Consider the following 20,077-nt stretch of genomic DNA (forward strand, 5'->3'; position numbering starts at 1 on the left):
CAGCTCCGGAAGCGGGGCATCAGCTGGCAGGCAGGTCCGTGAGCTGCGCGGCGCCGGCCGCAAGCAGCTCCTCGGCAACCTGCACGCCCAAGGCGCGGGCGGCGTCTTCGGTGAGCTGCCCGGCAACGCCGGTGCGGCGCATCAGCCGGGTACCGTCGTCGCTGCAGACCACTGCTTCGAGCGTGATGCCTTCGGCTGCGACACTGGCCAGCGCACCGACCGGAGCCGTGCACCCTGCTTCAAGCCTGCCGAGCATGGCCCGTTCGGCTGCCACCGCAAGGCGGCTTTCGCGGTGGTCGTACGCGGCAAGTGCCGTCGCGAGCTGCCCTTCAACGGCGTCGTCCGCACGGCATTCCACGGCCAGCGCTCCCTGCCCGGGGGCGGGAAGCATCACGGCGGGATCAATGAACTCGGTAACCATGTTCAGGCGGCCCAGCCGGGCCAGGCCGGCGGCCGCCAGCACCACGGCGTCGAGGTCGCCGGGGGCCCCTTCGACCAGGCCGGCAACCCGGCCGAGGCGGGTATCCACGTTGCCGCGGATGTCCACGATCTCGATGTCCGGGCGGGCGGCCCGCAGCTGGGCTGCCCGGCGCGGGGAACCGGTGCCGATCTTCGCACCGGCGGGAAGCTGTGCCAGGGTCAGTCCGTCACGGGCACACAGCACGTCGCGGACATCCACCCGTTCCGGAATGGCGCCCAGGGCAAGGCCGTCCGCCGGGGAGGTGGGCAGGTCCTTGAGCGAGTGCACGGCAACATCGCAGTCTCCGCGCAGCAGCGACTCGCGCAGCGCGGCAACGAACACGCCGGTGCCGCCGATCTGCGACAGGGCGGCACGGTTGATGTCGCCCTCGGTGCGCACGCGGACCAGTTCGACGTCGAAGCCGCCGAGCCCGGACAGGGCCTCGGCCACGGTGGTGGTTTGGGTGACGGCCAGGGCGCTGCCGCGGGTGCCGATCAGGACGGGCGAGTGCGCCACTACTGGACGCCCACTGTGGAATCGGCGCCTGCAATGGTCGGCTTTTCGCCGCGCAGGTTCGCGCAGCAGCCGGGGCGGCAGACGTCGTACCACGGACCGAGTTCGGTCAGGGCGGGGCGGATGGCGATGTTGTTTTCCAGGGTGCGTTCCTGCAGCAGGTCCACCAGGCCGGACACGAAGGTCTCGTGGATGCCCGGGGTCGGGGTGCGGTCAGCCGCCAGGCCCAGTTCCCGGCAGGTAGCCATGGCCTCGGTATCGAGGTCCCAGAGGACTTCCATGTGGTCGCTGACGAAGCCCAGCGGAACAATCACCACGCCGTTGACGCCCTTGGCGGGCAGTTCGGCAATCGCGTCGTTGATGTCCGGTTCCAGCCAGGGGATGTGCGGGGCGCCGGAGCGGGACTGGTAGACCAGCTGCCAGTCCAGGCCCGCGGCTTCGGGGATCCGGTCCATGATGGCGCGGGCGTTGGCCAGGTGCTGGGCAACGTAGGCGCTGCCTTCTTCGAACTCCCGGTCGCGCGGGCCGGAGGCTTCGGCGTCGGCGGTGGGGATGGAGTGGGTGGAGAAGAGGATCTCGATCTTCCCGTTTTCCACGCCCTGGGCCGCAAGCTGCTCGCGGACCTTCGCCACGGACCCGCGGACGCCTTCGATGAAGGGTTCCACGAAGCCCGGGTGGTCAAAGTACTGGCGGACCTTGTCCACGTGCAGCTTCTTGTCCAGGCCGGTCTTCAACAGGTTCATGCCCAGGTCTTCGCGGTACTGGCGGCAGCTCGAGTACGAGGAGTAGACGCTGGTGGTGACCATGAGGATGCGGCGGTGGCCGGCGTCGTAGGCCTCCTGCAGGACGTCCTTGATGTAGGGAGCCCAGTTCCGGTTGCCCCAGAGGACGGGGAGTTCGACGCCGCGGCGCGCCAGCTCTGCTTCCAAGGCAGCCTTCAGCGCACGGTTCTGCTCATTGATGGGGCTGATGCCGCCGTTGGCGCGGTAGTGGGTGGCCACTTCCTCCAGCCGCTCGTCGGGGATGCCGCGGCCGGCGGTGACGTTGCGCAGGAAGGGAATGACATCTTCCTGGCCTTCCGGACCGCCGAAGGAGGCCAGTAGGATGGCGTCGTAATGCTTCGGGGCCATGCGGCCGTTTTCGTCGACGCCCTCAAAGGGGTCGAAGGCAGGCTCGTTGGAAACAGCGGATGTCATTTGAGTACCTCGGCAACTTCGGCGGCCGGAATACGCCGGCCGGTATAGAACGGGACTTCTTCACGGACGTGGTTGCGGGCCTCGGTGGCGCGCAGGTGGCGCATCATGTCGACGAGGTCCACCAGGTTGGGGGCTTCAAGGCCCAGGATCCATTCCCAGTCGCCCAGGGCGAAGGAGGCCACGGTGTTGGCCAGGACCTGGGGGAATTCGCGGCCGAGCATGCCGTGGTCGCGCAGCATCTTGCCGCGTTCCTCGGCGGGGAGCTGGTACCACTCGTAGGAGCGGACAAACGGGTAAACGCAGATCCAGGTCTCGGGATCGATGCCCCGGGCGAAGGACGGCCAGTGGTTCTTGGAGAACTCCGCGTCGCGGTGCACGCCCATGGCGGACCAGGCGATCTCGGTGCCGGCAAACAGCTCGGACCGGCGGATCTGCCGCAGGGCCGCCTGCAGCGCTTCCGGCGCGCTGCCGTGCAGCCACACCATCACGTCGGCATCCACGCGCATGGCGGAGACGTCGTACAGGCCGCGGAGCGTGACGTTGCTGGCTGCCAGGTCCTTGGTCAGGGCCTCGAAGGCATCAACTGCACCGTTCGAGACCGGCGCTTTCGGCATGGAGGACCGCTTGAAAACGGTCCAGAGGGTAAAGAACTGTTCGTCGTTGCCGGCCGTTCCGGCGGCGCTGCGGTCCATCGTCTCACTCATGTTTAACAGTCTGCCCTTTGCGTATAGGTAAGTCGAAACACCGCACTTCTACAAAGTGTAGAAAGTGCGGAAGATCACAGCAGTGCGTTGGCGAGCGCTGCCATTCGGGTGCGGGTGTCGGCGGTGACCGCGGCCAGTCCGGTTCCGGCAAGCCAGGCTCCCACCGCTTCCAGTCCGGGCGATTCGGCCACCGCCGCGCGGACGGCGTCCACCCGGTCCTTATGCCCTACGGCGGCGGAGGGCAGTGCGCCCACCCACCGGACCACATCCCACCCGACGACGTCGTCGGCCTTGATGCGCACCTGCAGCAGACCGGACGCGTCGGCCACGGCCTGGCGGAAGAGGTCGTCGTCGGCGCGGGCCACGTGCGAGGGTTCCGCGGCGGAGTCCTCCGGCGAGAGCGCCCGCCCGTAGGAAAGGCGCAGCACATGCGTGCCCGGACCGGTGGAATCGGCGAGCCACTGCCATTTGGCGGTGGCGTGGGTCATTGCCTTCGCATCGATGCCGTCCACTTCCCTGGACACCAGGACGCCGGTGCCGCGCGGCATGGCGTCCAGTTCCGGCAGGTCCACCACCAGGGTTACCAGGGCAACCCCCGGTCCCGGCTGCGGACGATAGGCCGCCACCTCGGGCAGCGCGGTGGCCAGGAGGTCAACAGCTGCCGGGCCTTCGGCCGCCACCACCACGGCGTCGGCTGCCAGTTCCGGCCCGCCGCTGCAGTGGATCCGCCACCCTTCGGCACCCCTGGCAAGGGATTCGGCACGGATGCCGGAGCGCAGGCGGGCACCGGAGGTTTCCAGATCGGCGACCAGCGCTTCGGTCAGCCGGCCCATTCCGCCGTCGAGTCCGGCCACGGCCGAACCGGCAGGGGCCGCCGCGCGCATCGCGCCGACAGCCGCCCCCAGGGAGCCGTGCCGGGAGATCGCAGAGCGCAGGCCCGGTGCCACGGAGTCGACGTCGAGCACATCGGGGTCGGAGGAATAGACGCCGCCGACCACCGGAGTGACGAGCCTGCGAAGCACTGCTTCACCCATTCGGGCCCGCACCACTTCCCCCAGGCTCATGGACGGGCGGCGGCTCAGGTTACCCACCGGCAGGACCTTGTCCATGGCTGCCCGGGCTGCTCCCGCGCGGCCCAGGGCACGGACAATGTCCGGATGCCGGGGGTCTGCGGGAATACCGAGCAGGCCGCTGCTCGGCATCTGCTGTGCTCCCGACGGCAGGTCCTGGGCCGCCAGCTGCAGCCACGACCCGGCCGGATTGGGCAGGACCACCGCGTCTGCCAGGCCAAGTTCCCCCACCAGGTCCGGAACGGCCGGTGACCTCGTGGCGAAGGATTCCGCGCCGCTGTCCAGCTGCACGCCGGCCACCTCGTGCCGGCCGACGCAGCCGCCGAACCGGTCCGAGGCCTCCACCACGGTCACCTGGACGCCTGCGCGCTGCAGGTCCCGGGCTGCGATGAGGCCGGAAATGCCGCCGCCTATAACAACGGCCGTGGGACCGCTCGGGACCGGGCCGCCTGCGGATTCCGCCTTTGCGGCTTTTTCCGGCTTGGTGAGGAAACGGTGGGGCATGCCTACGGCTCCACAGAATGGATCAGTTCGACCACCCGCGTCAGGACGCCGGCGTCGGTTTCCGGCGGCACGCCGTGGCCCAGGTTGACCACGTGGCCGGGAGCGTCCGCGCCTGCAGCAAGGACCTCGCGGACGTGTGCTTCGAGGATGTCCCACGGGGCGCTCAGCAGTGCCGGGTCAATATTGCCCTGCAGCGGCGTCGTGCCGCCGAGGCGGCGGTTGGCTTCGTCCAGCGGCAGCCGGTAATCCACGCCGACAACGTCCACGCCGACGTCGCGCATGGCCACCAGCAGCTCGGACGTGCCGGTGCCGAAATGCACCAGCGGGGCGCCGAGGCCGCGCACATGGTCCAAGGCACGGGAGGAGGCAGGCGCTACGTGCTTGACGTAGTCGGCCAAACCAAGGGAACCGGCCCAGGAGTCGAAGAGCTGGCCGGCGCTGGCGCCTGCTTCCAGCTGCGCGCGCAGGAACATTCCGGACGCGTCGGCGGCCCAGGCGGTCAGCGCCTGCCAGGCATCGGGATCAGCGTGCATCATGGTGCGCGGGCCGAGGTGGTCGCGGGACGGCTTGCCCTCGACCATGTAGGCGGCCAGGGTGAACGGCGCGCCGGCGAATCCGATCAACGGCTTGGAACCAAGCTCGGCAACCGTCAGCCGCACGGCTTCCCGGATCGGTTCCAGGGCCTCTTCGGTCAGCCGCGGCAGGGCGGCGACGTCGGCGGCGGTACGCACCGGACTGCCCAGCACCGGTCCGACGCCGGGAACGATGTCTACGTCCACGCCGGCCAGTTTCAGCGGAATAACGATGTCGGAAAAGAAGATGCCCGCATCCACGTCGTGCCGGCGCACCGGCTGCAGGGTGATCTCCGCCGCCAGCTCGGGCCGGAGGCAGGATTCCAGCATGCCGATCCCCTGCCTGGCTTTCAGGTACTCGGGCAGGGACCTGCCGGCCTGACGCATAAACCACACCGGGCGGCGGGCGGGGGTTCCGCCGCGGTACGCGGTGATCAGGGGGGAATCGGCCGTCCGGCCGTCCAGCAGCGGGTGCGTGGCGCTAAGAGTCATACCTTGATTCTCCCCAAAATCGGGGACAAGCCATAACCGGGCCACTCCCGGCGGCCGCAGTGGCGCTTCTCACACCCGTGAGGGGCCAATTCCGGCAGTGCGATTGAAGGTATCCTCCCGGGCGTGGCTAGTATTGACCTACTGTGGTTCTACTTTCCCTCATTGCTACGCACACCGACGTAGACCTGGAGACTGTCGCCCGGCTGAGCGCCGGCGCATCCGAGGTCTCGTCTTCGCTGGTCGATTCCGGAACCGCCGTCTCCGGCTCCGTTGTCCTCGCTACCTGCAACCGGCTGGAGGTGTATTGCGAAACCGGCTCGGAAGCGGACATTGAAGCCGCCCGTTCCGCCGTTGTTGCAGAAATCAGCCGGCACTCCGGCATGAGCGAAGACCTGGTCTCCCGCTCCTTTGCCACGAACACCGGCGAGTCCGTTCCCCAGCACCTGTTTGCCGTCGGCGCGGGCCTGGATTCCGCCGTCGTCGGCGAACGCGAAATCGCCGGCCAGGTGCGCCGGGCACTGATTGAAGCCCAGGAGAGCGGAACCGCCAGCGGCGGCCTCACCCGCCTATTCCAGACCGCTTCCCGCACCGCCAAGGACGTCGGCGCCCTTACAGCCCTCGGTAAACGGGGGCTTTCCATTGTTTCGGTTGCCCTGGGCCTGGCCACGGACCTGTCCGAGGACCGCGACTGGTCCCGGAAGTCGGTGGTCGTGTTCGGCACCGGTGCCTACGCCGGCGCCACCATGGCCCTGCTCAAGGAGCGGGGCTGCACCGACATCAGTGTCTACTCCTCCTCCAACCGCGCAGAGTCCTTCGCCGCCTCCCGCGGCGGGAAGCCCCTGACCCGTTCGTCCCTGCCCGAGGCACTGACCCGGGCCGACGTCGTCATCGGCTGCAGCGGCAGCGACAGCCAGGTCAGCGCCGAAGATGTCCGCCGCGTCCGTGCAGCGGCCGGCAAGCCGCTGATCATCATTGACCTTGCCCTGACGCACGACTTCGATCCGGCCGTCCGCGAGATCGACGGCGTCGAGCTGATCACCCTGGAGTCCGTCCGGCTGGCCGCACCGGCCGAGCAGGCCGAATCGCTGAAGCAGGCGAGCACCATCGTCGCCGATGCCGCGAAGAACTTTGCGAAGCAGCAGCTCAGCCGCGAAATGGACTCAGCCATCGTCGCCCTGCGCCGGCACACCCTGGACGTGCTGGAATCGGAGCTGGAGAAGGTCCGCGCCCAGCACGGGTGCACCGGAGCGGCACAGGAAGTGGAGTTCGCCATGCGCCGCATGGTCAAGCAGCTGCTCCACGTTCCCACCGTCCGCGCCCGGGAACTGGCCGCAAGCGGCCAGCAGGAGGACTACATCCGGGGCCTTGAGGCCCTGTACGGGATCACGGTGGAGCGCAGCGACGACGCGGCGCCCGCCAAGCGTGCCGGTTCCCCTGCCGACGACGGCGCCGCCGGCTCGGATGACGACGCCGAGTCGAAGTCCGCGTAGGGATCCTCAGTAGACCGGCTTCTCCGGTTCCACCCGGCGTACCCACTCCAGGATGCCGCCGGTGACGTTGTAGACCTCCGGATAGCCGACGCGGCGCAGGTAGGCCGCAACCTCGGCGGACCGCGCCCCTGACTTGCAGTGCACGTATACCGGCCGTCCCGGCTCCGGCCGGAACTCCCCCGCCAGCACGGCGCCCCGCGGCGCCAGCCGGGCGCCGTCGATGCGGACAATGTCATGTTCCCCCGGCTCCCGGACGTCCAGCAGTTCGAAGTCCCGGAACCCGGCCGAGCGTTCTGCCAGCAGGTCCCGCAGCACGGCCACGTCCACTTCCGCCCCGGCGGGTGCAGGCTCCGCCGGCGCAAGGCCGCAGAATGCCTGGTAATCACTGAGCACCGTCACGGGCAGGGCCTCCGGGTCCCGCCGGACCTTCAGCTCGCGCCAGCTCATCTCCAGGGCGTTGAAGACCAGGACCCGGCCCAGCAGGGTCCGGCCCGTTCCGGTGATCAGCTTGATGGCCTCATTGACCATGACCGAGCCGATCTGCGCACAGAGCACCCCGAGCACGCCCCCTTCCGCGCAGGAAGGAACGGAACCGGCCGGCGGCGCCTGCGGGAACAGGTCCCGGTAGGTGGGACCGTATTTGCCCCAGAACACGCTGACCTGCCCGTCGTAGCGGAGGATCGACCCCCACACGTATGGCTTGCCCAGGATTTCCGCGGCGTCGTTGATCAGGTAGCGGGTGGCGAAATTGTCCGTGCCGTCCACAATCAGGTCATAACCGGAAAAGATCGCCAGGACATTGGAGTTGTCCAGCCGCTCGCGGTGCAGGACCACCTCGACCAGCGGATTCAGCTCCGCCACGGAGCGGGCCGCGGACTCCGCCTTGGGGGTGCCGACGTCGGATACGCCGTGGATGACCTGGCGCTGCAGGTTGGAGACATCCACGACGTCGTCGTCGACAATGCCGAGCGTGCCCACGCCCGCCGCAGCCAGATAAAGCAGCGCGGGGGAGCCCAGCCCGCCGGCCCCCACCACCAGCACCCTCGCGTTCTTCAGCCGGCGCTGTGCCGTGGACCCGAACCCGGGGATGATGAGGTGGCGCGAGTAGCGTTCGGTTTCGTCGCGGGTGAGGTCCGCGCCGGGCGCCACCAAAGCAGGTAGTTCCCCGACAGGGGCGGATGCACTTGCTAAGGTCATGAAGTCCAATCTAAGCCACAGGTATGGCGGTGGGACCTGTCGCTTCGAATACCCGCGGGTAAACTAAGGGTCATTGTCCGTGCAGCTAAGGGCTCCGGAACTGTTGAGAGGTCCACCAGTGAGTAACCAGGCAGCCGGCAAACCGGTTCGACTCCCCCGGGAGGAACGCCGCCGGCAGCTGCTGAGCGCAGCGCAGGAAGTGTTTGTCAATAACGGCTTCCACGGTGCGGCCATGGACGAGATCGCCGAAGCGGCGCACGTCAGCAAACCCGTGCTCTACCAGCACTTCCCTGGCAAGCGCGAGCTGTACATGGCCCTGCTGGACAACCACCTGAACACGCTGACGGAGTTCCTGCGCACCGCCTTGACCTCCACCACGGACAATAAGCTTCGGGTGCGGGAAACCATGCGGGCCTATTTCCGCTTCGTGGCGCAGGACAGCCAGGGGCACCGGATGGTTTTCGAATCCGACCTCACCAATGACGCCGAGGTCAGCGCCCGTATTGAGGAATTCAATGCCCGCTTCGCCAACAGCATTGCCGGCGTCATTGCCGAAGACACCAAGCTTTCCCACCTCGAGGCCACCCTGCTCGGCCGCGCCCTGGCCGGAATGGCGCAGGTCAGCGCCCGGTACTGGCTGGAAACCGACGGCGGCCTGGACATCGATGCGGCAAGCGAGCTGGTTTACCGTTTAGCTTGGCGCGGAATCAGCCGGTTCCCCAAGGAGATCTAGAGTAGATTTCGATCAGTTCTTAAATCGTTAATCAGGAGGCACCACGGTGGAAGTAAAAATCGGCATTCAGAATGTAGCCCGCGAAATTGTCTTCGAATCCAGCCAGAGCGCTGATGAGGTCGCCGACGCAGTGGAGCAGTCCCTCGCCAACGGCGCCCTGCTCCGGCTCAAGGACATCAAGGGCCGGCTGATCGTGGTTCCCGGTGCATCCATCGGCTACGTCGAGATCGGTGCCGAGGAAGTCCGCCGCGTCGGTTTCGGCGCCCTCTAACCCGCCGCTTCCATGCTTAGCCTGATCCTGGTCACGCTGACCGCCGTTGCCGCGGGCTTCGCGGTCTGGGCTGCGGACCGCCGCCGCGCCTTCTACGGCGCGCTGCTGCTCCCGGGCATTTCCGTATGTGCTGCGCTCATCACATGGCTGGTACTGCGCGCGGCCGGAGTTACCGCTTTCGAAGCGGACTGGATCGGCTGGGCCATCCCGGTGGCGGTGTCGATCCTGGCGCCGCTCGTGGCGGCCGTACCGATCGGACGCAGCCGCGCCAAGGCGGACACAGAGGAGAAGGAGCGCATCCTGCGCCTGTAGGTCCCCTTGGACCGGGAACCGGCAACGGATCTGCTGGACCTGCAACAAAACGTCGAAAGGGCGGTGCTATCGCACCGCCCTTTCTTCGTGTCCCACGTGGTCCGTTCGCGGGTACGGCGACGGGGATGACGGGGATTACGGCACGGCATAATAGGGCCGCGCCTGCGGGACGGCAGGCGGCACCATCCGGGCCAGTTCGCTTGCGAACACGCGGGCCGCCACCCGGTGTCCTTCCGGGCTCAGGTGCCTTCCGTCCGGCCGCAGTGTGCCGTTCAGTCCATACCGCGCCCACCAGTCCCCCGGGGTAAGGAAACCGATTCCCTGTTCGGCGGCCACGGCGGCGAGCACCCGGTCCACCTCGCTGCGTGGTCCCGTGCCGTCACCGATGACCCCCACCATGACAATCCGGACGGACGGGTAGCTTTGCCGCAGGTCGCGGATTAGCCGGAGCGCTTCCGCACGGATATCTGCGGCTGGATGGGCGGTGTCATTACCGCCGCCCTGAAGCACGATCAAACGCGGCGTACCCCACGGGAGCAGCCACTGTTGGGCCTCCAGCGCCCGGGCATATCCGGCCACTGTGCTGTTCCCCTGGACGTACCCGGTTCCGCCTGAACCCCTGATGATGGCAGGGTACCCGGCCTGTTCCAGCCCCTGCCCCACCCAGGTATCCGGCCCAGCCTGCGAGTCACCGATCACCAGGGCAGAGTCCTCCACTCCCGGAACTACGGACATCATCCGGCCGGTCTGGGGCATGTAAACCAATGATCCGGCAGCCGGAGCCGTGGTGGGAGCCGTTTCGCTCTCCGCAGGTCCGCTCACCGCCGGCTCAGGCAAGGCTTCAGCAGAGGCAGAGGCAGAGGCAGAGGCAGCGTCACCCGACGGAAGCGCCGGCACCGTCCCGCCGGCTCCGGGGTCCGGCCGGGCAGCCGCTGCCACGGCCAGAAACAGGACCGCAAAAACGACGACGGCCAGGGCACCCCGCACCCACTTCCGTGTTGCTTTCCCCCGCACTAGGTTCCCCCTGCAGCCCGTTTCCGGCCGCAGCCAGCGTATCCGTACGGGGGAAGCGTACCGCAGGGCTAAGCCGTCAGGCCGAGGAGGTTCATCCGCTTTGAGTGGTTTCGCGTCAGCTGCGCCGTGAGCGACTTGATTTCGGCGTCGACGGCGTCCTGGCCGCCGTCGTCGAACAGCCCGCCCAGGAAGGCCCGTTCAATCAGGACCCGCTGGGCCTGGGTCAGGGCTTCGCCGACCAGCCGGCGGCCCCAAAGTGCCAGCCTCGAGGCCAGCCGCGGGTCATCCGCGAGGGCCTCCCGCAGCCTGCCGAGCAGGATTTCGCCGGGCTGCTCCGTAGCCTTGAGGCCCTGGAACAGGCTGTTCGTTTCGGCATCCAGCCGGGACGCCACCGCGGAGTAGAAATCGTCGGAAATGGCGTCCGTGACGTAGAACTTCATCAGCGACTCGTACCAGTCCGCCGGCCGGGTCCGGTCGTGGAACGCGTCCACGGAGGGTTGGAAGGGGCGCATGGCCTCTTCGGGGTCCGCTCCCATGGCGCTGAGCCGGGCACAGATCAACTCGAAATGCGCGTATTCATGCACCGCCAGGCGTCCGAGCGTGGCACGGTCATGCAGTGTGGGGGAAAACCGGGCATCGGAAGACATCCGTTCAAACGCCGACAGCTCGCCGTAGGCGATAGCCCCGAAAAGATCCGTGAGGAACCGCTGATACGTCTCGCCGAAGTGCTGCGGGGCCGCCCCGGGAGCGGCCGGATGATCCGAATGGTGCCCGTTAGTCATACCCGCCAGCGTACCTGCAGGCGCGGCCCGGGACCGCGCCGTAACCGCGCCGTGCCCCCGGATGCGCGGCGATCAGCGGCTGGCAGGTAGACTGGAAAGGTAGAAACTGGATGCCCGGTCGTCTGTCGTATGAATTGTCATGAGAAGTGGCATAAGAAGTGTCATTTTGTTGCTGTATTGACCAGACCCGCAAACCCTACGCGATCTTGAATTATCGGCCGCCGCCGTGGCCAATGGAGCACAGGCGGCCCGCAGTTGTTAGCCCGCGATCGGCTTCCGCTGGACGCACCGCGTGCGTGCCATCCGCTCCGTAATGGGCTGTAACAGCCACTCGTCGAGCCTGGCGCCCCCGCGCTGCCTAAACTGAACGGTATTTAATTGAACACTGAACTTTCCCAGGTTGATGACGATCGTCATCTCACTGCCGATGACAGCACCGAAGCACTGACCGTTGCGGACACCCTGGCCGTCAAGGCCGACGCCGCGGAAATCCCCGAACTGACGTTCGCAGATTTCGGTGTCCGGTCGGACATCGTCGAATCCCTCGCCGACGCCGGCATCACGCACCCCTTCCCCATCCAGTCGATGACCCTGCCCGTTGCGCTCAGCGGCCACGACATCATCGGCCAGGCCAAGACCGGCACCGGCAAGACCCTCGGCTTCGGCATCCCGGCGCTGCAGCGGGTGGTGGGCCCGGAAGACAAGGGTTACGCCGAACTCGCCGTCCCCGGCGCACCGCAGGCCCTGATCGTGGTCCCCACCCGTGAACTGGCAGTCCAGGTGGCGGGCGACCTCACCACCGCCGCCCGCCGGCGCGGCGCCCGCATCGTCACCATCTACGGCGGCCGTGCCTACGAGCCGCAGACGGAGGCCCTGGCCGCCGGCGTCGAAATCGTGGTCGGCACCCCCGGCCGCCTGATCGACCTCTACAACAAGAAGCACCTCTCGCTGAAGAACGTGCGGCTGGTGGTCCTTGACGAGGCCGACGAGATGCTGGACCTCGGCTTCCTGCCCGACGTCGAAACGCTGATGGCTGCCACGCCCGCCGTGCGCCAGACCCTGTTGTTCTCGGCCACCATGCCCGGCGCCGTCGTGTCCATGGCCCGCCGCTACATGACCAAGCCCACCCACATCCGGGCTGCGGATCCCGACGACGAGGGCCTGACCAAGAAGGACATCCGCCAGGTGGTCTACCGGGCGCACAACCTGGACAAAGCCGAAGTGGTGGCCCGCATCCTGCAGGCACGCGGCCGCGGCCGCACCATCATCTTCACCAAGACCAAGCGCACGGCCGCCAAGCTGTCCGAGGAACTCGTGGACCGCGGCTTTGCCGTCGCCGCCATGCACGGTGACCTGGGCCAGGGCGCCCGTGAGCAGGCCATGCGCGCTTTCCGCAATGAGAAGGTGGACGTGCTGGTGGCCACCGACGTCGCCGCGCGCGGCATCGACGTCGACGACGTCACCCACGTGATCAACTACCAGTGCCCCGAGGACGAGAAGACCTACCTGCACCGCGTTGGCCGCACCGGCCGCGCCGGGCACAAGGGCACCGCAGTGACGTTCGTGGACTGGGACGATGTGCCCCGCTGGGGCCTGATCAACAAGGCCCTGGGCCTGGACCAGGCGGAGCCGGTGGAAACCTATTCCTCCTCCCCGCACCTGTACACCGACCTGGATATCCCCGAAGGCACCAAGGGACGCCTGCCGCGCAACAAGCGCACCCATGCGGGCATTGATGCCGAAAAGATCGAGGACCTCGGCGAGACCGGTAAATCCGGCGGCCGCAGCAACTCCTCGAGCCGTGAAGGCAGCCGTTCCGGTTCCGGCCGGGATGCCGGATCCCGCGGCGGCAACCCCCGCGGCGGAACACGCGACGGGTCACGCGACGGATCGCGGCGCAGCAGCGCCCGCTCCGGCGAGGCACGGACCGGCGAAGCACGGACCGCGGAATCCCGCCCGGCTGAAACCCGGACCGCGGCACCTGCGGTGGACGGCGCAGCCTCGGACCGCCCGCGCCGCAGCCGGACCCGCCGCCGCAACGGCGAGGTTGTTCCCAAGACCGGCCCGGCCGCCGAATAGCGCCGACGTAGGCCTGCATGAGCAACCCTGTATGGACGCCCGACGGCGGGTCGCTGGTGGTACACGCGGATAACGCGGAGTTCCTCCCGACCCTGCCGGACGGCTCCTTCACCATGATTTACGTGGACCCGCCCTTCAACACCGGGCGGTCCCAGCGCCGGCAGCAGACCACCATGGTCCGCAGCGCCGACGGCAGCGGCGACCGGATCGGTTTCAAGGGCCGCAGCTACAGCACGGTCAAGGGCCTGCTCTCCAGCTACGACGACGCCTTCGAGGATTACTGGGCGTTCCTGGAACCCCGGCTCGCGCAGGCCTGGCGCCTGCTGGCCGACGACGGCACCCTGTACGTGCACCTCGATTACCGAGAGGTGCACTACGCGAAGGTCATGTTGGACGCCTTGTTCGGCCGGGACTGCTTCCTGAACGAAATCATCTGGGCCTACGACTACGGCGGCCGGGCGAAGAACCGGTGGCCGGCCAAGCATGACAACATCCTGGTCTATGTAAAGAACCCGGATTCGTACCACTTCGACAACGCCGAGGTGGACCGGGAACCGTACATGGCCCCGGGCCTGGTGACGCCCGAAAAGGTGGCACTGGGCAAGCTGCCCACCGATGTCTGGTGGCACACCATCGTTTCCCCCACCGGCCGCGAGAAGACCGGTTATCCCACCCAGAAACCCGAGGGCCTGCTTCGGCGTGCCGTCGCGGCCAGCAGCCGGGAGGGCGACTGGGTCCTGGATTTCTTCGCCGGGTCCGGAACGCTCGGCGCCGTTGCGGCCAAGCTGGGCCGGAAGTTCGTTTGCGTAGACGCCAATCCGCAGGCGATCGACGTCATGGCCCGGCGGCTGGGTTCGGCGGCCACCGTGGTCTCCGCCGAAACGGGTTCACCGCTTCCTGCTGCCGGCCCCTAAGGTCCGCGCCGCGCCGTCGTCCGCTTTGCCGGCACGGCGGCGTGCCTGCGCTGACTACCGCGGCAACGGGCCGACGACGGCGGTGCCGGTCCCGAGCGCGGCTATCCGTTCCAGTACCGCCGGCTCCGTGGTGAACTCACCCAGGAGGTTCGGTTTCCCGGTCCCGTGGTAGTCGCTGGAGCCGGTGACGAGCAGGTCATTGTCCTTCGCCAGCCTGCGCAGCCATTCCCTGCCCTGGTCTGGATTGTCCCGGTGGTTGACCTCCACGCCCAGCAGCCCGGCGTCGATCATTTCGGCGAAGGTCTCCTCTCCCACCACCCGGCCGCGGGAGGACGCCACCGGGTGCGCGAAGACGGGGACTCCGCCGGCCTGCCGGACCAGTGCCACTGCCCGTGCCGGATCCGGCGCGTAATGCGCCACGAAGTACGGCGACCGCGCGGTCAGGATGCCGCTGAAGGCCGCCGACCGGTTCGGGACCACGCCCGCGGCTACCAGTGCATCGGCAATGTGGGGCCGTCCGATGGTTGCTCCCGGCGCCACCTGCGCCTGCACCGAGTCCCAGTCAATGGGGAAATCCTCCGCCAGCCGCTGCACCATCAGTTCGGCCCGGGTGACCCGGGCTGCGCGGGACCGGGCGATCTCCTCAAGCAGTCCCGGATGGGCCGGATCATGCAGATAGGACAGCACATGGACGCTGATCCCCTCGCTGCTGCGGCAGGACACCTCCATACCCGGCACAAAAGTGATGCCGCGCTCCTGGGCGGCAGCGGCGGCCTCGGCCCAGCCCGCCGTCGTATCGTGATCGGTCAGCGCAATGGCATCCAGCCCGGCCTTCGCAGCGGAGGCGATAACATCTGCCGGCTGCTCGGTGCCGTCGGAGACGCAGGAATGGGTGTGCAGGTCAATTCTCACGCTTTCAATCTACGCCTCCGGACGGCAGGTTCCCTGCCGGTCCGCCCGCACCGGAAAGGTCGGGTATCCCTGGGTGTTTTGCCCCTCCCGGCCGCAGTGAGACGATGGAGTGGTGACTACTGAAGCGAATTCGACGACATCCCTGCCCGAGCCCTCCGAAGGCCAGCCGCTCGAAGACCGGGTCAACAACCGGTCCCAGCGGCCCTCCTCCGAAGCCTTCAAGAAGTTCATGTCCTCCGGCTGGGCCGCGGAATCCGGCGAACTTCCCGAACCCGACGCCGTGGCACCCTTCGCCGCGCGCCGCCGCCGCGCCCTTTCCGAGCGCTTCCCCGGGGAACGGCTGGTTATCCCGGCCGGCCCGCTGAAGGTCCGCTCGAACGACACGGATTACCGTTTCCGTCCGCACTCCGGCTTTGCGCACCTGACCGGCCTCGGCGTGGACCGCGAACCGGATGCCGTGCTCGTGATGGAGCCCACCGAACCCGGTGCGGGAGACGACGGCGGCAACCACACCGCCGTACTGTATTTCCGCCCGCTCGCCGGCACGGACAGTGACGAGTTCTACTCCAACGCACGCTACGGCTCCTTCTGGATCGGTGACCGGCTCGGCCTGGCGGAGATCAGCGCACTGATCGGCCTGCCCACCCGGCACCTCAACGAGGCAGAGACCGCCATCACCAACAACGTCGGAGACCCGCAGTTCGGCGGCATCTCGGTACGGCTGCTGCGCAGTGTCGATGAAATGGTCGATGCGCTGGTGGATACCGTCCGCTACAACACCGCCCTGGACCCGGAAAACGCCGACCTCAGCGCATTGGACGCCCTCGACGGCGAACTGACCGAAGCCCTGTCCGAACTCCGCCTGGTCAAGGACGAATGGGAGATCGAGCAGATGAAGGCCGCTGTGGCCGCCACGGTCAACGGCTTCACCGAAGTGGTCAAGGAACTCCCCCGCGCCATCTCCCACCCGCGCGGCGAACGCGTCGTCGAAGGCGCGTTCTTTGCCCGGGCACGCGAAGAGGGCAATGACCTTGGCTACGACACCATTGCCGCCTCCGGCAACAACGCCACGGTCCTGCACTGGATCCGCAACAACGGCGCCGTCCACGCCGGCGATCTGCTGCTGCTCGACGGCGGCGTGGAGGCCGAAAGCCTTTACACCGCCGACATCACCCGCACCCTGCCCGTCAACGGAACCTACACCGAGGTCCAGCGCCGGGTGTACCAGGCAGTACTCGACGCCGCCGACGCCGGCTTCGAGGCCGCCAAGCCGGGCGCCAAGTTCCGCGACGTCCACGCTGCAGCCGTCAAGGTCCTGGCCGAACGCCTGGACAGCTGGGGCCTGCTGCCGGTGCCGCTCGAGGAAGCGCTGTCCCCCGAAGGCCAGCAGCACCGCCGGTGGATGCCCCACGGCGTCAGCCACCACCTCGGAATGGACGTTCACGACTGCGCCCAGGCCCGGGCCGAGCTGTACCTGGACGGCACCATCACCGAGGGCATGGTCTTCACCATCGAACCGGGCCTCTACTTCAAGGACACCGACCTCTCGGTGCCCGAGGAATACCGCGGCATCGGCGTACGGCTTGAGGACGACGTCCTCATCACCGCCGACGGACCCGTGAACCTCAGCGACGCGCTGCCGCGTAACCCGGACGACGTCGAGGACTGGATGGCCGGCATCTACGCTGCCGAGTAACCTCCGGTTTCCCCTCCAGGTAAAAGGTCCGCATCCCCGAAAGGGATGCGGACCTTTTTGCGTACCGGGGGATGCTGTCCGACAGCTTCCCCGGACCGGAGACTGCGATTCGTCGCGATCCCTGCGGTTTGTCCGGACCGCTTCGGTTTGTCGGGTTCCCTGCGCCGCGCGGCGCAGGGAACCCGACAAACCGAGGGGCCATACCCAATCCGAAGCGAAGGCACGAAAAAGGCCCGCACCCTGGGGGTGCGGGCCTCATGCGATGAAGCGAGGGACCTAGTGGCGCGGCTGCTCCGGCTGGTCTGAACCCTGCGGAGAATCCTGTTCCGGTGCGGCCGGCTGCGGAGCGGAAGGCTGCACTGCGGCCTGTTCCGGTGCGGCGGGCTGCGGTGCGGTCTGTTCGGGTGCGGCAGGCTGCGCCGGACGGCGGACACCGTACTGCGGGCGGCCGTCCGGAAGGTCCGGGAACTGGCCCCGCGGCGTCGCGGGTTTAGCTGCCGGGTCTGCCCCTGCGGGTGCCTGGCTGCCGGCATCGGCCGGGGCCTGCCCTGCGGGATCGGAGTCCGGAGCGGGCTGGCCGTACGGGTTGGCCCAGCCGGAGGGCCGTTCCGGTGCCTGCGGTCCGCCTGCGGGCGGACGCATCGGCTCGTGGCGCCGGGCAGCGGGTGCCTGCGGGTGGCCTGCCTGGCCGACCATCGGCAGCCGGTGCAGCAGTTGCCGTGCGTCATTGGCCGCCTCGGGGGCAACAATAACGTCGTAGCTGGTGGCAATCACCTGGCTGGTGGAGGTGAAGTCCCTGCGCCCGCGCTGCAGGGCGTAGGCCAGAACCCCGAAGAGGACCCAGAAGACGGCACCGAGGGCCATGGACGGAAGGATGGAGATCGCTGCGGCGCTGCCCCCGAACAGCATCAGTGCCAGCCCGACAAAGAGGCCGAACCAGGCACCGGTGGCTGCACTGGAGAGCGCCACCCGGGGGTAGGTCAGCCGGCCGGTCACCCGTTCAACGGACTTGAGCTCGTTGCCGACAATCGAGACCAGCTGGACCGGGAACTTGCTGTCGGCAAGGTAATCCACGGCCTTCTGGGCGTCGAGGTAGGCCGTGTAGCGGCCCACCGTTTCACCCTTGGGCAAGCTGCGGCCCGCATCACGCGGAGGGGTGGCACCAAATAGGTTCGACATTGCTCCATTCTCGCGCATACCTGCCCCGGACGGTGAACGTATCGCTCGCAGTGAACGGACTCACCTCCCTCGCACCCCGTGATACCGCGTTACCGGCGGGCACAAAGTAGCCTTATAAGGTGAGTACAAATCCAACCCGAGTCTTTATTGCGCGCCTGCTCGGCCTTGACGTCTTCGACCCGCTGGGTGACCGTCTCGGCCGGCTGCGCGATGCGGTCGTGCTGGACCGCGGGCCGGGCCTCCCGCCCCAGGCCGTGGGCATCGTGGTGGAGGTTCCCGGCAAGAAACGGGTGTTCGTCCCCCTCACCCGCATCACGTCCATGGACCCCGGGCAGATCATCTGCACCGGCCTGGTCAACCTGCGCCGCTTCGAACAGCGCGGAGCAGAGATGCTGGTGGTCGCGGAACTCTTCGACCGCCGGGTACAGATGCGCGACGGCAGCGGCGAAGCCACCATCGAAGACATCGCCATTGAGCAGAACCGCGCCGGCGACTGGTACGTCTCCAACCTCTTCGTCCGCCGCGGCGGCTCGGCCTCCCGGCTGCGGTCCCTCCGCCGGCGCGGAGAACAGATGATCCTTGACTGGAAGGACATCGCCCACTGGGACGCCACCGGCCCGCAGGCCGCCACGTCCTTCGTCGCCCAGAACGACGACCTCAAGGCCGCCGACTTTGCCGACGCCCTGCACGAGATGAGCGGCAAACGCCGGATCGAAGTGGCCAGCGAACTGCAGGACGAACGTCTCGCCGACGTCCTGCAGGAACTTCCCGACGACGACCAGGTCCAGATCCTGCAGTCCCTGGACGTGGAGCGCGCCGCAGACGTGCTGGAGGAAATGGACCCCGACGACGCCGCGGACCTCCTTAACGAACTGCCCGAAGAGCAGAAGGAAGAGCTCCTTGCCCTGATGGAGCCCGAGGACGCCCGCGACGTCCGGCGCCTGCTGAACTACGAGGAAGACACCGCCGGGTCGCTGATGACCCCCGTGCCCGTCATCCTTCCGCCCGAGGCCACCGTGGCGGAGGCGCTGGCACACGTGCGCCGCGAAGAGCTCACCCCCGCGCTTGCCTCTTCCATCTACGTCTGCCGGCCGCCGCTGGAAACACCCACCGGGAAGTACCTCGGCGTTGTGCACATCCAGCAACTGCTGCGCTCGGCACCGCCCGAGGCACTGGGCAACATCCTGGATACGGACCTGGAACCGGTCCGCGACTACGCCACCATCAGCGAAGTATCGCGGATGCTGGCCACCTATAACTTGAACTCACTGCCGGTAATCAACGACGCCGGACGCCTGGTGGGTGCGGTCACGGTGGACGATGTCCTGGACCACCTGCTGCCGGACGACTGGCGCATTTCCGACGAAACCGGCCCCATAACGCAGCAGGGAAGGACAAATGGCTGAAAAGATCAAGTCAACGACCACCGGCCTCGACACTCCCCGCTCTGCACGGACCCGATGGCTGCCGCGGCTCTCCCCGAACCCCGACGCCTTCGGCCATGCCACGGAGAATTTCGCCCGGTTCATGGGCACCCCGCAGTTCCTGGTCTACATGACGGTCTTTTGCCTCGTCTGGCTGGCCTGGAACACCTGGGGACCGGAATCCGCCCGCTTTGACAGCGCCGCCCTGGGCTTTACCGTCCTGACGCTCATGCTGTCGCTGCAGGCCTCCTACGCCGCTCCCCTGCTGCTGCTGGCACAGAACCGGCAGGATGACCGGGACCGCGTCTCCGTCCGGCAGGACCGCGAACGCGCCGAGCGCAACCTTATGGACACCGAATACCTCACCCGGGAGATCGCCGAACTGCGGATTGCCCTGCGTGAGGTGGCCACCCGTGACTATGTCCGCTCCGAAATCCGCGGACTGCTGGAAGAACTCCTCGAGGCCAACGACGACCGTGAGGACGGCGGGACGCGGCGCCGCCGCCGGCCGGAGGGCACCGACAGCATGCCGAAACTGAATCCCGGCGGAAGGGAACGCTAAG

At 67.8% G+C, this 20,077-nt stretch carries 19 protein-coding genes; 9 read left to right on the forward strand and 10 right to left on the reverse strand.

The genetic code is table 11. The annotated features are described in order from the left end of the window. Nucleotides 1–19: 19 nt before the first annotated feature. The 5 genes from hemC to hemE form a co-directional block, all read right to left on the reverse strand. Nucleotides 20–976, reverse strand: coding sequence for a hydroxymethylbilane synthase (gene hemC, locus NNX34_RS01225; protein WP_255764770.1), 957 nt, complete (start codon nucleotides 974–976; stop codon nucleotides 20–22). Then, a complete protein-coding gene (locus NNX34_RS01230; protein WP_255764771.1) occupies nucleotides 976–2,169 on the reverse strand; it encodes a ferrochelatase in 1,194 nt (397 codons plus the stop codon). Before NNX34_RS01230 ends, hemC begins: the two co-directional genes overlap by 1 nt. Further along, nucleotides 2,166–2,873, reverse strand: a complete 708-nt coding sequence (gene hemQ, locus NNX34_RS01235; RefSeq protein ID WP_255764772.1) for a hydrogen peroxide-dependent heme synthase — start codon at nucleotides 2,871–2,873, stop codon at nucleotides 2,166–2,168. Before hemQ ends, NNX34_RS01230 begins: the two co-directional genes overlap by 4 nt. Nucleotides 2,874–2,947: 74 nt before the next feature. Beyond that, nucleotides 2,948–4,447 (reverse strand): protoporphyrinogen oxidase, encoded by a 1,500-nt coding sequence (gene hemG / locus NNX34_RS01240; protein ID WP_255764773.1) that lies wholly within the window; start codon nucleotides 4,445–4,447, stop codon nucleotides 2,948–2,950. A 2-nt stretch (nucleotides 4,448–4,449) separates the two neighbouring features. Then, nucleotides 4,450–5,511: a uroporphyrinogen decarboxylase gene (hemE, locus tag NNX34_RS01245; protein ID WP_255764774.1), complete on the reverse strand. Its 1,062-nt coding sequence runs from the start codon at nucleotides 5,509–5,511 to the stop codon at nucleotides 4,450–4,452. 143 nt (nucleotides 5,512–5,654) lie between these two features. On the opposite strand from hemE, the gene NNX34_RS01250 reads away from it, so the two are divergent. Next, nucleotides 5,655–7,001 (forward strand): glutamyl-tRNA reductase, encoded by a 1,347-nt coding sequence (locus tag NNX34_RS01250; RefSeq protein WP_255764775.1) that lies wholly within the window; start codon nucleotides 5,655–5,657, stop codon nucleotides 6,999–7,001. Nucleotides 7,002–7,007: 6 nt separating this feature from the next. On the opposite strand, the gene moeB is transcribed toward NNX34_RS01250, so the two are convergent. Then, nucleotides 7,008–8,198 (reverse strand): molybdopterin-synthase adenylyltransferase MoeB, encoded by a 1,191-nt coding sequence (moeB, locus tag NNX34_RS01255; protein WP_255764776.1) that lies wholly within the window; start codon nucleotides 8,196–8,198, stop codon nucleotides 7,008–7,010. A gap of 118 nt (nucleotides 8,199–8,316) precedes the next feature. On the opposite strand from moeB, the gene NNX34_RS01260 reads away from it, so the two are divergent. From NNX34_RS01260 to NNX34_RS01270, 3 genes are read left to right on the forward strand one after another with little or no spacing between them, the layout of a single operon-like run. Continuing rightward, the gene (locus NNX34_RS01260; RefSeq protein WP_255764777.1) at nucleotides 8,317–8,931 is read left to right on the forward strand and encodes a TetR/AcrR family transcriptional regulator; all 615 of its coding nucleotides are present in this window, start codon (nucleotides 8,317–8,319) and stop codon (nucleotides 8,929–8,931) included. A gap of 46 nt (nucleotides 8,932–8,977) precedes the next feature. Next, nucleotides 8,978–9,202 (forward strand): DUF3107 domain-containing protein, encoded by a 225-nt coding sequence (locus NNX34_RS01265; protein WP_227918419.1) that lies wholly within the window; start codon nucleotides 8,978–8,980, stop codon nucleotides 9,200–9,202. A gap of 12 nt (nucleotides 9,203–9,214) precedes the next feature. Continuing rightward, complete coding sequence (locus NNX34_RS01270) at nucleotides 9,215–9,514, forward strand: hypothetical protein (protein WP_255764778.1); 300 nt, start codon at nucleotides 9,215–9,217, stop codon at nucleotides 9,512–9,514. A 135-nt stretch (nucleotides 9,515–9,649) separates the two neighbouring features. Here the strand turns inward: NNX34_RS01270 and NNX34_RS01275 are convergent, their stop codons facing one another. Further along, a complete protein-coding gene (locus NNX34_RS01275) occupies nucleotides 9,650–10,528 on the reverse strand; it encodes an SGNH/GDSL hydrolase family protein (protein ID WP_255764779.1) in 879 nt (292 codons plus the stop codon). 68 nt (nucleotides 10,529–10,596) lie between these two features. After that, nucleotides 10,597–11,310 (reverse strand): ferritin-like fold-containing protein, encoded by a 714-nt coding sequence (locus NNX34_RS01280; protein WP_255764780.1) that lies wholly within the window; start codon nucleotides 11,308–11,310, stop codon nucleotides 10,597–10,599. A 444-nt stretch (nucleotides 11,311–11,754) separates the two neighbouring features. Here NNX34_RS01280 and NNX34_RS01285 point away from each other — a divergent pair, with 444 nt between their 5' ends. Together NNX34_RS01285 and NNX34_RS01290 are read left to right on the forward strand one after the other, a co-directional pair. Continuing rightward, nucleotides 11,755–13,389, forward strand: coding sequence for a DEAD/DEAH box helicase (locus tag NNX34_RS01285; RefSeq protein ID WP_255765695.1), 1,635 nt, complete (start codon nucleotides 11,755–11,757; stop codon nucleotides 13,387–13,389). Between the two features lie 17 nt (nucleotides 13,390–13,406). After that, nucleotides 13,407–14,303: a site-specific DNA-methyltransferase gene (locus tag NNX34_RS01290; protein ID WP_255764781.1), complete on the forward strand. Its 897-nt coding sequence runs from the start codon at nucleotides 13,407–13,409 to the stop codon at nucleotides 14,301–14,303. 54 nt (nucleotides 14,304–14,357) lie between these two features. On the opposite strand, the gene NNX34_RS01295 is transcribed toward NNX34_RS01290, so the two are convergent. Beyond that, the gene (locus tag NNX34_RS01295) at nucleotides 14,358–15,215 is read right to left on the reverse strand and encodes a PHP domain-containing protein (protein ID WP_255764782.1); all 858 of its coding nucleotides are present in this window, start codon (nucleotides 15,213–15,215) and stop codon (nucleotides 14,358–14,360) included. A gap of 112 nt (nucleotides 15,216–15,327) precedes the next feature. Here NNX34_RS01295 and NNX34_RS01300 point away from each other — a divergent pair, with 112 nt between their 5' ends. Next, nucleotides 15,328–16,911, forward strand: coding sequence for an aminopeptidase P family protein (locus tag NNX34_RS01300; protein WP_227933096.1), 1,584 nt, complete (start codon nucleotides 15,328–15,330; stop codon nucleotides 16,909–16,911). Nucleotides 16,912–17,187: 276 nt separating this feature from the next. On the opposite strand, the gene NNX34_RS01305 is transcribed toward NNX34_RS01300, so the two are convergent. Next, on the reverse strand, nucleotides 17,188–18,090 hold the full coding sequence (locus tag NNX34_RS01305; RefSeq protein ID WP_255764783.1) for a general stress protein: 903 nt from the start codon (nucleotides 18,088–18,090) through the stop codon (nucleotides 17,188–17,190). Nucleotides 18,091–18,209: 119 nt separating this feature from the next. On the opposite strand from NNX34_RS01305, the gene NNX34_RS01310 reads away from it, so the two are divergent. Further along, nucleotides 18,210–19,496 (forward strand): magnesium transporter, encoded by a 1,287-nt coding sequence (locus tag NNX34_RS01310; RefSeq protein ID WP_255764784.1) that lies wholly within the window; start codon nucleotides 18,210–18,212, stop codon nucleotides 19,494–19,496. Beyond that, nucleotides 19,489–20,076, forward strand: a complete 588-nt coding sequence (locus NNX34_RS01315) for a DUF1003 domain-containing protein (protein WP_255764785.1) — start codon at nucleotides 19,489–19,491, stop codon at nucleotides 20,074–20,076. Before NNX34_RS01310 ends, NNX34_RS01315 begins: the two co-directional genes overlap by 8 nt. Nucleotide 20,077 lies beyond the last annotated feature (1 nt).

Origin of the sequence: Arthrobacter sp. zg-Y1116 (genome assembly GCF_024385485.1) — a bacterium.
Taxonomy (GTDB): domain Bacteria; phylum Actinomycetota; class Actinomycetes; order Actinomycetales; family Micrococcaceae; genus Arthrobacter_B.